The sequence below is a fragment of the Methylocystis rosea genome (genome assembly GCF_003855495.1).
Lineage (GTDB): Bacteria > Pseudomonadota > Alphaproteobacteria > Rhizobiales > Beijerinckiaceae > Methylocystis > Methylocystis rosea_A.
In genome coordinates, this window is record NZ_CP034086.1 from 3,502,771 (window position 1) to 3,516,500 (window position 13,730).

The 13,730-nt window shown below is 64.1% G+C and carries 12 protein-coding genes; all 12 read left to right on the plus strand.

What is annotated here, in order from left to right:
* Positions 1–381 precede the first annotated feature (381 nt).
* Genes bchF through acsF form a run of 12 tightly spaced genes read left to right on the plus strand, consistent with a single transcriptional unit; the run spans position 382 to position 13,727 of the window.
* The gene (gene bchF / locus EHO51_RS17165) at positions 382–888 is read left to right on the plus strand and encodes a 2-vinyl bacteriochlorophyllide hydratase (protein ID WP_124739869.1); all 507 of its coding nucleotides are present in this window, start codon (positions 382–384) and stop codon (positions 886–888) included.
* Entirely contained in the window at positions 885–2,174 is a 1,290-nt protein-coding gene (locus EHO51_RS17170) for a ferredoxin:protochlorophyllide reductase (ATP-dependent) subunit N (protein WP_124739870.1), read from the plus strand. The genes bchF and EHO51_RS17170 overlap by 4 nt, the downstream gene beginning before the upstream one ends.
* A 3-nt stretch (positions 2,175–2,177) precedes the next feature.
* Positions 2,178–3,707, plus strand: coding sequence for a ferredoxin:protochlorophyllide reductase (ATP-dependent) subunit B (gene bchB / locus EHO51_RS17175; protein ID WP_124739871.1), 1,530 nt, complete (start codon positions 2,178–2,180; stop codon positions 3,705–3,707).
* Positions 3,679–7,413 (plus strand): magnesium chelatase subunit H, encoded by a 3,735-nt coding sequence (locus EHO51_RS17180; RefSeq protein WP_124739872.1) that lies wholly within the window; start codon positions 3,679–3,681, stop codon positions 7,411–7,413. The genes bchB and EHO51_RS17180 overlap by 29 nt, the downstream gene beginning before the upstream one ends.
* Positions 7,410–8,291, plus strand: a complete 882-nt coding sequence (gene bchL, locus EHO51_RS17185) for a ferredoxin:protochlorophyllide reductase (ATP-dependent) iron-sulfur ATP-binding protein (RefSeq protein ID WP_018406854.1) — start codon at positions 7,410–7,412, stop codon at positions 8,289–8,291. Before EHO51_RS17180 ends, bchL begins: the two co-directional genes overlap by 4 nt.
* Positions 8,291–8,992, plus strand: a complete 702-nt coding sequence (gene bchM, locus EHO51_RS17190; RefSeq protein WP_124739873.1) for a magnesium protoporphyrin IX methyltransferase — start codon at positions 8,291–8,293, stop codon at positions 8,990–8,992. The genes bchL and bchM overlap by 1 nt, the downstream gene beginning before the upstream one ends.
* Positions 8,989–10,431, plus strand: coding sequence for an MFS transporter (locus EHO51_RS17195; protein ID WP_124739874.1), 1,443 nt, complete (start codon positions 8,989–8,991; stop codon positions 10,429–10,431). The genes bchM and EHO51_RS17195 overlap by 4 nt, the downstream gene beginning before the upstream one ends.
* Entirely contained in the window at positions 10,428–11,195 is a 768-nt protein-coding gene (gene puhA / locus EHO51_RS17200) for a photosynthetic reaction center subunit H (protein WP_124739875.1), read from the plus strand. Before EHO51_RS17195 ends, puhA begins: the two co-directional genes overlap by 4 nt.
* Positions 11,192–11,860 (plus strand): photosynthetic complex putative assembly protein PuhB, encoded by a 669-nt coding sequence (gene puhB / locus EHO51_RS17205; RefSeq protein ID WP_124739876.1) that lies wholly within the window; start codon positions 11,192–11,194, stop codon positions 11,858–11,860. The genes puhA and puhB overlap by 4 nt, the downstream gene beginning before the upstream one ends.
* A gap of 21 nt (positions 11,861–11,881) precedes the next feature.
* Positions 11,882–12,367: a photosynthetic complex assembly protein PuhC gene (gene puhC / locus EHO51_RS17210; RefSeq protein ID WP_124739877.1), complete on the plus strand. Its 486-nt coding sequence runs from the start codon at positions 11,882–11,884 to the stop codon at positions 12,365–12,367.
* Complete coding sequence (locus EHO51_RS17215) at positions 12,364–12,669, plus strand: hypothetical protein (RefSeq protein ID WP_124739878.1); 306 nt, start codon at positions 12,364–12,366, stop codon at positions 12,667–12,669. The genes puhC and EHO51_RS17215 overlap by 4 nt, the downstream gene beginning before the upstream one ends.
* A complete protein-coding gene (gene acsF / locus EHO51_RS17220; RefSeq protein WP_124739879.1) occupies positions 12,666–13,727 on the plus strand; it encodes a magnesium-protoporphyrin IX monomethyl ester (oxidative) cyclase in 1,062 nt (353 codons plus the stop codon). The genes EHO51_RS17215 and acsF overlap by 4 nt, the downstream gene beginning before the upstream one ends.
* Positions 13,728–13,730: the final 3 nt, after the last annotated feature.

The window sequence follows — 13,730 nt, forward strand, 5'->3', positions numbered from 1 at the left end:
CGGTCTGTGCGTTGATGCTTACAAACTCGCCCAAAGCTTAGCAAGAAGACTGCCTCACTCGGCCACCCCCGCGCCGCGACCGGCGCTCGCATGCGATATTGCGCGCATTGCTCAAGACCTTCCGGCCGAGTCTCGCTGTAATGGCCGGGACGCGTCGCAATTGTCGCGCGTCGATAAAAATTTTCCGAGTCCAACTGGGACGCCCGCCGGCGCCTACTTTCCAAAGACCATAAACCAAGACGGCGGTGTTGTCATGTAAACATAACGTCAATTTTAGTTGACACTTTCCGGCAAACGGCCTTAAGCTTCCTCCAAGGGTGAACGCGCCGCGCGCAAACGGAGCAAATCACTCGCAAAACAATGCGGCGCGAGGAAGCGGGCATGAGCGATCACCGGCCTCAAATTGCCAGACCGCTGTATACGGCCGAGGAGCGCCGCCGCCGCGACGCGTCGGTTTGGACCCTCGTCCAGGGCGTGCTCGCGCCCGCGCAGTTCTTTGTCTTTCTGGTCAGCCTGATTCTCGTGCTGCGCTATCTCGCGACCGGAGAAGGCGAAGCCGCCGCGACGGCGTCGGTCGTCGTCAAGACGCTGGCGCTCTACGCCATCATGATCACCGGCTCCATCTGGGAGAAAGAGGTCTTCGGCCGCTATCTCTTCGCCCCGGCGTTCTTCTGGGAAGATGTGTTCAGCATGCTGGTGCTGGCGCTGCACACGGCCTATCTCGCCGCGCTGGCCTTCGGCTGGCTCGAAGCGCGCGGCCTGATGTTCCTCGCGCTCGCCGCCTACGCCGCTTATGTCGTCAACGCCACGCAGTTCCTGCTCAAGCTGCGCGCCGCGCGCCTGCAGGAGCCTGCACGCGACAAAACCGAAATGGAATGCGCGCTATGAATGCGCTCGCGCCACTTTCGGGACTCGCCAATGGCGCGTGCGACGCCGCGCCCGTCATTCAGGAGCGCGGCCAGCGCGAAGTGTTCTGCGGATTGACCGGCATCGTCTGGCTGCATCGCAAGATTCAGGACGCGTTCTTTCTCGTCGTCGGCTCGCGCACCTGCGCGCATCTCATCCAGTCGGCGGCGGGCGTGATGATCTTCGCCGAGCCGCGCTTCGCCACCGCCATTCTCGAGGACCGCGATCTCGCCGGCGTCGCCGACATCGACGAAGAACTCGACGCCGTCGTCGATCGGCTGCTGGCGCGACGTCCAGAGATCAAGCTTCTGTTCCTGGTCGGCTCCTGCCCGTCGGAAGTGATCAAGATCGATCTTTCGCGGGCGGCCGCGCGCCAATCGAGACAGCACGCGCCGCGCGTGCGGATTCTGAGCTATTCGGGCAGCGGCATCGAGACGACGTTCACCCAGGGCGAAGACGCCTGCCTCGCCGCTCTCGTCCCAACGCTTCCGCCCGAGCCGGAGAATGCTTCACATTCGCTGCTGGTCGTCGGCGCCCTCGCCGATATCGTCGAGGACCAGTTCGCCCGTCTCTTCGACGTGCTGGGCGTCGCGCCTGTACGCTTCCTCCCCATGCGCCGCGCCGCCGACCTGCCGCCGGTCGGCCCCAACACGTCGTTTCTTCTCGCGCAGCCCTTCCTCGCCGATACGGCGCATGCGCTGCAGGAGCGCGGCGCCCGCTTGATCGAGGCGCCGTTTCCGCTCGGCGCTGAAGGCACGACGCTCTGGCTGCGCGCCGCAGCGAAAGCCTTCGGCGTTTCCGAGGCGCGTTTCGACGCAGTGACGTCGCCGGCGCGCGCGCGCGCGGAGCAGGCGCTCGCCCATTATCGCGACGCGCTCGCGGGCAAGCGCGTCTTCCTCTTTCCGGACTCGCAGCTCGAGCCCGCGCTTGCGCGCTTTCTCGCGCGCGAAATGGCGATGCGGATCGTCGAGATCGGCACGCCCTATCTGCATCGCCGTCACATGGCCCCCGAACTCGATCTGCTGCCGAAGGACGCGCCGATCGTCGAAGGCCAGCACGTTGAAAAGCAGCTCGATCGCTGTCGCGCCGCATCTCCCGATCTTGTCGTCTGCGGGCTTGGTCTCGCCAATCCTCTGGAGGCGGAAGGCTTCGCGACGAAATGGTCGATCGAACTCCTGTTCTCGCCCATCCAGGGTTACGACCAGGCCGGCGATCTCGCCGAACTCTTCGCGCGGCCGCTCAACCGCCGCGCCCGGCTCGAGGTCTAGGCCATGCAGTTGACGCTCTGGACCTATGAAGGACCGCCGCATGTCGGCGCTATGCGGGTCACGGCGGCCATGCGCGGCTTGCATTACGTGCTGCATGCGCCGCAGGGCGACACCTATGCGGATCTCCTCTTCACGATGATCGAACGCCGCGATACGCGCCCTCCGGTGACCTATACGACCTTTCAGGCGCGCGACCTCGGCGCCGACACGGCGGAACTGTTCAAGAGCGCGGCGCGCGAAGCCTATGAGCGTTTCTCCCCCCAGGCGATGATCGTCGGGGCGTCCTGCACGGCGGAGCTGCTGCAGGACGATCCCGGCGGTCTCGCCAGGGCGCTCGATCTGCCGTGTCCCGTCATTGCGCTCGAACTGCCCGCCTATCAGAAAAAGGAGAATTGGGGCGCCTCAGAAACCTTCTATCGTCTCGTGCGCGGCCTTGCCGGCGCGCGTCGCGATAGGCCATTACGCGATCGCAAGAGCTGCAATATTCTTGGGCCCACGGCGCTGGGCTTTCGTTGCCGCGATGACGTGCGCGAAATCGAAAAACTGCTCGCAACGCTCGGCGTCGACGTCAATGTCGTCGCGCCGCTTGGCGCGAGTCCGAAGGATCTGACACGCCTCGGCGACGCCGACTTCAATGTGCTGCTTTATCCGGAGATCGGCCTCGCCGCCGCGCAATGGCTGGAGCGCGCGCATGGCCAGCCCTTCACCCGCAGCGTTCCGATCGGCGTCGGCGCAACGCGAGACTTCATCGCGGAAGTCGGTCGGTTGGCCGAAATTGATCCAGCGACGGCGTTGGAGACGAATGATTCGCGCCTGCCTTGGTATTCGCGCTCGGTCGACTCGACCTACCTCACCGGCAAGCGCGTCTTCATCTTCGGCGACGCGACGCACGCCATTGCCGCCGCGCGCATTGCGCAGGATGAACTCGGCTTCGAGGTCGTCGGCCTGGGAACCTATGCGCGCGAATTTGCGCGCGACGTTCGTGAGGCGGCCGCGCGCTACGGGGTCGACGCGCTCGTCACCGACGACTATCTCGACGTCGAAGCGAAAGTCGCCGAACTGCAGCCCGAACTCGTGCTTGGGACGCAGATGGAGCGTCATATCGCCAAGCGGCTCGGCCTTCCCTGCGCGGTGATCTCGGCGCCCGTGCATGTGCAGGATTTCCCCGCCCGCTATTCGCCGCACATGGGGTTTGAAGGCGCGAATGTGATCTTCGATTCCTGGGTTCATCCGCTGATGATGGGGCTTGAAGAGCATCTTCTGACGATGTTTCGCGACGACGCCGAATTCCATGACGGCGCCGCGCCCTCGCATCTCGGAGAGGAACAGGAGCCTCGGCGGCCAACTTCACCGGCGGTCGTGAGCGACATCGTCCTCGCCTGGGCCGACGACGCCGAGAAGGAGCTCAAGAAGATCCCCTTCTTCGTGCGCGGCAAAGCGCGCCGGAACACCGAAAAATTCGCCGCCGAGCGCGGCCTTGCGACCATCACCGTCGAGACGCTCTATGACGCAAAAGCGCATTTCGCACGCTGAGACGACGCCCGTGAAAGTCGTCATTGTGACGATGGACACGCATGTGGCCGCCGCGACGGATCGCGCCCGCCGTGCGCTTTCACGCGAGATCCCCGGTCTTACGCTCAGCGTCCACGCAGCGTCCGAATTCGCCGCCAGCCCCAAGGCGCTCGACGCCTGTCTCACGGAGATCGCTGAGGCGGACATTATCGTCAACGCCATGCTCTTCCTGGAAGAGCATTTCACGCCTCTGCTTGCAGCCCTTGCGGCGCGCCGTGATCATTGCGACGCCATGATCAGCATCATGTCGGCGGGCGAGGTCGCGAAGCTGACCCGCATGGGACGCTTCGACATGAGCGCGCCGACCTCGGGTTTCATGTCGCTTCTGAAACGCTTGCGCGGAAAGAAGGGCAAGTCCGAGGCCGCCGGCGCCAAGCAGATGAAAATGCTTCGGCGTCTGCCCAAGATCCTGCGCTTCATACCAGGAACGGCGCAGGATGTGCGCGCTTACTTCCTGACGCTGCAATATTGGCTCGCGGGTTCGGACGAGAACATCGCCAATATGGTCCGCTTGCTCATCGATCGTTACGCGGACGGTCCACGGCGCATGTTGCGCGGCGCGCTGAATCCCCATGCGCCGATCGAATATCCGGAGGTCGGCCTTTATCATCCGCACTTGTCGGGCAGGGTGAGCGAAAGGCTCGATCAATTGCCCGAGCCCGCCGGCGGCGCCAAGGCGACAATCGGTCTACTCGTGTTGCGCTCCTATGTGCTCGCGGACAACGCCCGTCACTATGACGGCGTCATCGCGGCGATGGAGGCGCGCGGACTCAAAGTCATTCCGGCGTACGCCACCGGACTCGACGCGCGTCCGGCGATCGAAAAATTCTTCTTGCGCGACGGCAAGCCGATCGTCGACGCGCTCGTCTCGCTCGTCGGCTTTTCGCTCGTCGGCGGCCCCGCCTACAATGACGCGAAAGCGGCCGAGGAAATTCTCGCCAAACTCGACGTTCCCTACATTGCGGCGCATCCGGTTGAGTTTCAGACACTGGCCGAGTGGCGCGGCTCGGAGCGCGGGCTGCTCCCAGTCGAATCCACCATCATGGTTTCCATTCCGGAGCTCGACGGCTCGACAGGTCCGATGATCTTTGGCGGACGTCTGCAGGAGGCCGGATCATGCGCCGCCTGCGTTCGCAACTGCTTCTTCCCTGCAAGCGACGGCGCGCGGGACATGCAGGTCTGCGTCGAGCGAGCGGAGATGCTCGCCGCACGGGTCGAAAAGCTCGCCCTTCTGCGACGCTCCGAGAGAGCGGCGCGAAAAGTCGCGATCGTGCTCTTCAATTTTCCGCCGAACGCCGGCGCGGTGGGAAGCGCCGCCTTTCTCTCCGTCTTTGAGTCGCTTCATCTCCTGCTGCAGGAAATGAAGCGCAGCGGCTATTCGATTGAGCCGCCGGCGACGGTCGAGGCGCTGCGCAGAGCCGTCATCGAAGGCAACGCCGCGCGTTTTGGCGCCCAGGCCAACGTCCACGAGAGGGTCGCCGCCGACGATCATGTGCGCCGCGAAACGTGGCTCGGCGACATCGAAACGCAATGGGGTCCGGCGCCTGGGCGGCATCAGAGCGACGGCGGCTCAATCCATATCTACGGCGCGCGCTTCGGCAATGTCTTCGTCGGCGTCCAGCCCGCCTTCGGCTATGAGGGCGATCCGATGCGGCTGCTGTTCGAGAAAGGCTTTGCGCCGACGCACGCCTTCTCGGCCTTCTATCGCTGGGTGCGCGAGGATTTTGGCGCCGACGCCGTGCTGCATTTCGGCACGCATGGCGCGCTCGAATTTATGCCCGGCAAGCAGACAGGCCTCTCCGCCGACTGTTGGCCCGACCGGCTCATCGGCGATCTGCCGAACTTCTATCTCTACGCCTCCAACAATCCGTCCGAAGGCGTGCTGGCCAAGCGCCGTTCCGGCGCGACGCTCGTCAGCTATTTGACGCCGCCGGTCGCCAACGCCGGGCTTTATCGCGGACTGAGCGAATTGAAGTCTTCGATCGCTCGCTGGCGCGGCGTCAGCCCCGCCGAGACCGGCGAGCGCAATGAACTCGCCGAGCTCATTCAAACCCAGGCGGCGGCGCTCGACCTTTGTGCGGCGGAGCCGGCATGGCGCGGCGCGGCGGAACAGCAGATTGCGAAACTCGCGAGAGCCGTTCTCGAACTCGAATACACGCTCATCCCGCACGGCCTGCATGTGGTGGGCGAACCCATGGCGCTGGACGCGCGCATCGACATGCTGCAGGCGATGTCCGAGGCGTCGGGCGCGCAGATCAAGCGTGAGACAGTCGAGGCGCTGACGCAAGGCGCTTCGCCCGAAAGCCTCGCCGACAATGAGGCGGCGGCCGAGACGCTGCACATGCTTGCGCGCGCCGACGCTGCGCTCGCGCAGGATCACGAACTTAAGGCGCTGATTCATGCGCTCGACGGTCGCTTTGTGCGACCCGTGCCGGGCGGCGACGTCTTGCGCACGGCCGACGTGCTGCCGACGGGCCGCAATCTGCACGGCTTCGATCCGTTCCACATCCCGAGCGTCTTCGCCGTGCGGGATGGCGCGCGACAGGCGGCGCGGCTCATCGAACGCCATATGAGCGACGGCGGCGCCTTGCCGGAAACGATCGCGCTTGTTCTCTGGGGGACCGACAATCTCAAGACGGAAGGCGGGCCGATCGCTCAGGCGCTGGCGCTGATCGGCGCGGAGCCGCGGTTCGATGGTTACGGCCGCCTTGCCGGCGCGACGCTTCTATCGCTGGAAAAACTCGGCCGACCGCGCATCGACGTGATGATTTCGCTCTCGGGGATCTTCCGCGATCTCCTGCCGCTGCAGATTAAACTGCTGGCGCAGGCGTGTTTGCTGGCGGCGTCCGCCGACGAGCCTGTGGAACAGAATTTCGTTCGCAAACACGCGCTGGCTTTCATAGGTCAGTTTGGCGGCGATATGGAAACCGCGGCGCTCCGCGTCTTCGGCAACGCCGACGGCGCCTATGGCGCAAACGTCAACACGATGATCGACGGCGGCTGTTGGGAAGATGAGGACCAGCTCGCCGAAGCCTATATGCGGCGCAAGGGCTTCGCCTATGGCGTTTCCGGACAGCCAACGCGACGCAACGAAGTGCTGCAGAGTGTGCTTTCCGGCGTCGATTTCGCCTATCAAAACCTCGACTCGGTCGAGCTCGGCGTCACCACGATCGATCATTACTTCGATACGCTCGGCGGCGTCAGCCGTTCGGTGAAGCGCGCCAAGGGCGTCGCCGCGCCTGTTTATATCAGCGATCAAACCAGGGGCGAGGGCGTGGTGCGCACGCTCAATGAGCAAGTCTCGCTGGAAACACGCACGCGCACGCTCAACCCCAAATGGTACGAGAGCATGCTCAAGCACGGCTACGAAGGCGTGCGCCACATCGAGTCGCATGTGACGAACACGCTCGGCTGGTCGGCGACCACGGGGCAAGTCGAGCCATGGGTCTATCAGCGCCTGACCGAAACCTATGTGCTCGACGCCGAGATGCGCCGACGCCTGGCGCAGCTCAATCCCATCGCCTCGGCGCGAATCGCCAATCGTCTCATTGAGGCGCATCAGCGCCGATACTGGACGCCGAACGAAGAAACGCTGGCGGCGCTGCAGCAGGCGAGCGAAGAGCTCGAAGACCGGCTCGAAGGCGTCGTCGAGGAGATCGCGGCATGAACATTCCGATCCGCAAGCCGGTCGAAACCGACTCCTTTCAGGTCGAGCTGGATCCGGCGATCAGCATCGGCGCCGCGAAGGTCTTCGCCATCTATGGCAAGGGCGGGATCGGCAAAAGCACGACGTCGTCGAATCTTTCCGTCGCCTTTTCGAAACTGGGCAAGCGCGTGCTGCAGATCGGCTGCGATCCCAAGCATGATTCGACCTTCACTCTGACCAAGCGCCTCGCGCCGACAGTGATCGACGCGCTCGAATCCGTGAAGTTCCATTCCGAGGAATTGCGCGTCGAGGATTTTGTCGTCGAGGGTTACAATGGCGTGATGTGCGTCGAGGCCGGCGGGCCGCCGGCCGGCACGGGCTGCGGCGGCTATGTCGTCGGCCAGACCGTGAAGCTCCTCAAGGAGCACCATCTTCTCGAAGATACCGACGTCGTCATCTTCGATGTGCTTGGCGACGTCGTCTGCGGCGGCTTCGCCTCGCCGCTGCAACATGCCGGCCGGGCGCTGATCGTCACGGCCAATGACTTCGATTCGATCTTCGCCATGAACCGCATCGTCGCCGCGATTCGCGCGAAGTCGAAGAATTACGAGGTGCGGCTTGGCGGCGTCATCGCCAATCGCAGCGTCGCGACCAATGAGATCGACCGCTACAATGCGGCGGTGGGCCTCAGGCGCGTCGCGCATTTCCCCGATCTCGACGTCATTCGCCGCAGCCGCCTCAAGAAATCGACGCTCTTTGAGATGGAGCCATCGCCCGAGCTTGAGGCGGTGCAGAACGAATATCTACGCCTCGCCGATGAGCTGTGGAACGGCTACGCGCCGCTCGACGCTGCGCCCATGAAGGATCGCGATCTCTTCGAATTTTTGGGGTTCGACTGATGACGACGCCAAGCTATGTCGCCAGACGCGGCGAACTCGAAGCCTATTTCGATCGGACCGCCGTCGAAGCGTGGAAGCGCCTGACTTCCGACGCGCCGGTCAATCGCATTCGCGCCACGGTGCGCGCCGGCCGTGAGGCCATGCGCAACAGGCTGTTGTCCTGGCTGCCACAGGACCTGCGTGGCCAGCGTTTGCTCGACGCCGGTTGCGGCACGGGCGCGCTGGCGATTGAGGCGGCGCGTCGCGGCGCCGAGGTCATCGCGGTCGATCTTTCGCCGACGCTGATCAGTCTGGCGCAAGAGCGCGCGCCGCGCGATCTTGGCGCGGGCCGCGTGACCTTCGCCGTCGGCGACATGCTGAATCCGGCCTTTGGGCGTTTCGATCATGTCGTCGCCATGGACAGTCTGATCCATTACGAGGGCGCCGATATCGCGCGAACGCTCGCCAGTCTGGCGCCGCGCGTCGACGGCAAGCTGATCTTCACCATCGCGCCGCGCACGGCGGCTCTTGCGGCGATGCACGCCCTCGGACAGCTGTTCCCGCGCGGCAATCGGTCCCCGGCCATTGCGCCGATCGCGCTCTCTTCGCTCGAACGCCACATGGCGGCGCAGAACGCGCTCGGCGATTGGCGCGTCGCGCAAAGCGGGAAGATCGTGAGCGGCTTCTACATCTCGCAGGCTGTGGAGGCGCGACGCTCATGAACCGCGCCAGCGCCGTTCTGGTCAAAGGTCTGATGCGCATCGGTCCGCAGATTCTGCCCTTTGCGGACGCAGGCTCAGTCGAACTGCCGATGCCGCGTCTGCTGCGGCTCTCGCTGTTCCAGGTGACCGTGGGCATGGCGGCGGTGTTGCTCATCGGCACGTTGAACCGCGTGATGATCGTCGAACTTGGCGTGCCCTCCTGGCTTGTCGCGCTGATGCTGTCGCTGCCGCTGCTCTTTGCGCCATTGCGCGCGCTCATCGGCTTTCGCTCCGATACGCATCGCTCGGTGCTCGGTTGGCGGCGCGTGCCTTACATCTGGTTCGGCACCATGCTGCAGTTTGGCGGCTTGGCGATCATGCCGTTCTCGCTGCTCATCCTCTCCGGCGATACGACGGGACCGATCATCATCGGACAAGCGGCCGCGGCCTTGGCGTTTCTACTCGTCGGCGCGGGTCTGCACACCGTGCAGACGGTTGGCCTCGCGCTCGCCACAGATCTCGCGCCGGCACATACGCGGCCGCGCGTCGTCGCGCTGCTGTGCGCCATGCTGCTCGTCGGCATGGGGGTAAGCGCGCTCGCTTTCGGCGCGCTGCTCGCCAATTTCAGCGCCATCCGCCTCATCCAAGTCGTGCAGGGCGCCGCCGTCGTGACGATGGTCCTGAATTGCGTGGCGCTTTGGAAACAGGAAGCGCGCGGCGCTCTCCCGCCCGTGCAAAACGTCGACTTCTCGGAAGCCTGGAAGCGTTTCGCGAGCACCGGCCGGGCGCGCCGGCGCTTGTTCGCCACGGCGCTCGGCACCGCCGGCTTCAGCATGCAGGACATCTTGCTCGAACCCTATGGCGGGCGCGTGCTGCACTTGCCTGTCAGCGCAACAACGGCGCTCACCGCGATGCTGGCGCTCGGCAGCGGCGTGGGACTCGCCATCGCGGCGCGATGGCTGACGCGCGGCGCCGATCCCCATCGCGTCGCCGGCGTCGGCGCGGTCGTCGGCGTCGTCGCCTTCTTCGCGGTGATCTTCGCGGCGCCGGCCGACTCTTCGACGCTGTTCAGCATCGGCGTCACGCTGATTGGGCTTGGCGGCGGCCTTTTTGCGCATGGCACGCTCACCGCCTCCATGCAGACGGCGCGGCCGGAAGATCGTGGGCTTGCGCTCGGCGCATGGGGCGCCGCGCAGGCGACCGCGGCCGGTCTCGCCATTGCGGCGAGCGGCGCCGTCAACGACGCGGGCTCCATGCTTGCCGCCAGCGGCGCGCTGGGAGAGGCGCTTGTGAGCCCCGCAAGCGGCTACGCCATCGTCTACGCCATCGAAATCCTCCTGCTGCTCGCGACGGTCGTCGCGATCGGACCTTTGGTCCGCTTTACGAAACAGGACGGCGAAGCGCCGACGGACTTCGATCTCGTTCCCACGTCAAGTTTCAACTCCGGAGTGATGCAATGATACGCGGAGCCATCACCAGCAACATCGATGTCGCCCAGGTCGTCCTTTATGCCTTTTTCATCTTTTTCGCCGGCCTCGTTTTCTATCTGCGCCGCGAGGATCGCCGCGAGGGCTATCCTCTGGAGTCCGAAGTCGGACCGCAGAGGGATCGCGGCTTCCTGCTGATCCCAACGCCCAAGACCTTCCTGCGGGGGGACGGCGCTAAAATTCAAGCGCCGGGTTTTAAACCAGATCCGCGAACGCCGAACGCCACGAAAGTGGCCGTCTGGCCCGGCGCGCCGCTGACGCCAAACGGCGATCCTATGCTCGCGGAAGTGGGACCCGGCGCCTATGCGCTGCGCGTCGATGTGCCGGAGAAAATGCACGACGGCCGCGATCTCATCGCGCCATTGCGCGTCGCCACAAATTTTGCGGTGTCGAGCGAAGATCCCAATCCCATTGGCATGGAGGTCGTCGCCGCGGATCGACGCGTCGCCGGCGTCATCAAAGACGCTTGGGTTGATCGCGCGGAAGACTTTCTACGCTTCTATGAAGTCACGCTGAGCGAGGGTCGAGGCGACGTGCTTCTGCCCGTGCCCTTCGCCAAGGTCGACGGCGCGAGGCGACAGATCCATGTCGAAGCGATCCTTGCCGATCAGTTCGCCAATGTTCCAAGGACACGCAATCCCGATCAGGTGACGCTGCTCGAGGAAGAAAAGATCGCCGCCTATTATGGCGCGGGCACGCTCTACGCGACGCCCGCAAGAGTGGAGCCGCTGCTGTGAAGGCCATCAATCTCGAGAAGTTCTTGCCGGAAGACGTTCCACAAGGAGAGCGCATCCTGTGGCACGGACGTCCTCAGTGGACGAGTCTCTTCCGCCGCGCCTACCGAGGCGACGTTGTCGCCGGCTACTTCGCGGCGCTGACCGCGTGGAACGTCTTCGATGCTGCGGTTGAATCTGGGGCGGGGTCCGCCGCGCTGGCGGGCGCGCGCACCCTGGCGATTGGTCTCGGCGCGCTGGCGCTGCTCGCCTTGCTCGCCTGGGCCTCGGCCCGGACGACGCTCTTCATTATCACCTCGCGCCGCGTCGTGATGAAGATCGGGGTCGCCTTACAGGTCTTTTACAATCTGCCGTTCTCGCAGATTAGAGCCGCGGGCTTGCGCATCGAAAGCGACGGTTCGGGCGATGTCATGCTGACGCTCTCACCCGACAAGCGAATCGGCTACCTGCATCTTTGGCCCTTCGCGCGGCCGTTCCGCTTCGCGCATCCAGAGCCCGCGCTGCGCGGCCTCGCCGATGCAAGAAATGTCGGCGACATCTTGGGGCGCGCGCTTGTCGCGGCCGCAGCCGAACGTGGCGAGATGTTCGTGATTGGCGAAGAGGACGCGGTCGCATCCGCTTCGTCGCAAAAGGCAAGCATGCCGGCGGGCGATGCAGTCGCAGCGTGACGGATGGGAAGGGTTTTGATCATGAGCCAGGCGTCTATCGGCAAGAGTCAAAAGCCTTCGAGCGCACATGACGGCGTGCCGCGCCCGATCCTACGCGGCGCCGGCGTTCTCATCCTGTTTGCTCTGCTTGCGACGGGTTTGACCAGATTCACTGGCGTCGGCGCGGTGCATATGCCGTTGAGGAATGCGGTCGAGAGTCTCGCATTGCTCTTCGAGGATCGCAATGATGGCTCAGTCGCCGTGCGCGACGCTCGCGACGGCGCGCTGTTTTATGTCGTGCAGCCGGGCGCCTACGGCTTCATTCGATCGACATTGCGCGGGCTCGCGCGTGAGCGGCGCCGATCGGGCCTCGACGCATCGACGCCCTTTGCTTTGACGCGTTGGAGCGACGGCACGGTTTCGCTCGAAGACTCGGCGACCGGGCGACGCGTCAATCTGGACGCTTTCGGACCCGACAATGCGCGCGCCTTCACGCAGCTCTTTACGCAAAGGAGGCGCGAGCCATGAACTGGTTGCTCCCCATCACCCGCCAGACGTTCGACGCGCCCTGCAGGGTCGAGATCGGCCATACGGCCGAAAGCCTCTTCGCTCACGTCGAGATCGAAGGCGATTTCGACATAAGGCCCGGCGATCGCGTGTTCGTGCAAAATGCGCCAGTTGAAGCGCCTTTCGGCTATCGGGTCACGGTCGAGCGCCGCGCGACGATCATTCGCGCCGGCCTCATCGAACGGCTGTGGGCGCGCTTTCTTGGCAATTTCGAGCTCACCGAACTTTACGACGTCAGCTTCACGAACAGGAGAGCGCTATGAACGCCCCTTTGCGCCACAACGTCTCGATCGAAGCGACCCGCGTCGCCCAGGAAAATACCCTTCTGAGCCCGCGCTTCTACACCACGGATTTCGCGGAGCTTGACAAGACGGACGTCGCTCCCGTGCGCAAGGAGTGGGATGCGCTGATGGAAGAGATGCGCGCCGACCCCAACAATAAGCATTTCCAGCGCACCGAGGAGTTCGACGCCGACTTCGTCTATTCCGAAGAACTCGATAAGGAGTTCCGCGACTTTCTCATCAGCTCGATCACCGCGGAGTTTTCCGGCTGCGTGCTCTATGCCGAGATGAAAAAGCGCGCCCACAACCAGGATATGAAGGATCTCTTCGGCTTCATGAGCCGCGACGAGGCGCGCCACGCTGGATTTATCAACGATACGCTGAAGGATTTCGGCATCGGCATCGATCTGAGTTTCTTGACGAAGACGAAGAAATACACGTTTTTCAAGCCGAAATTTATCTTTTACGCGACCTACCTGTCCGAGAAGATCGGCTACGCCCGCTATATCACCATCTTCCGCCAGCTCGAGCGCCATCCCGAGCGCCGCTTCCATCCGATCTTCAAGTGGTTCGAGAAGTGGTGCAATGACGAGTTCCGTCACGGCGAGGCCTTCGCATTGCTGATGCGCGCCAATCCGAAGCTCGTGTCGGGCCTCAATGTTTACTGGATCAAATTCTTCCTGCTTGCCGTTTTCGCGACCATGTATGTGCGAGATCATTGCCGCCCCGCGTTCCACGCGGCGATAGGCATGCATCCCGACGATTACGATTTCAAGGTGTTGCGATTGACGACCGAGATTTCTCGTCAGGTCTTTCCGATCACGCTCGATCTCGATCATCCGCTGTTCAAACCCGGCCTCGACCGTCTTGTGGCGATCGAACGCGCGATCGCCGCAGCCAAGAAGCAGAAGGGCGTCGTTGGCCGAGCCAAGCAGGCGGCGCTGACCGCAGCGGCGGCCGCGACCTTCGCGCGGCTCTATTTTGTCCCAGCGAAATCCAACGCGCTGCCGGCGCAAATTCGTCTTGCGCCGGTGTGGTGAGGA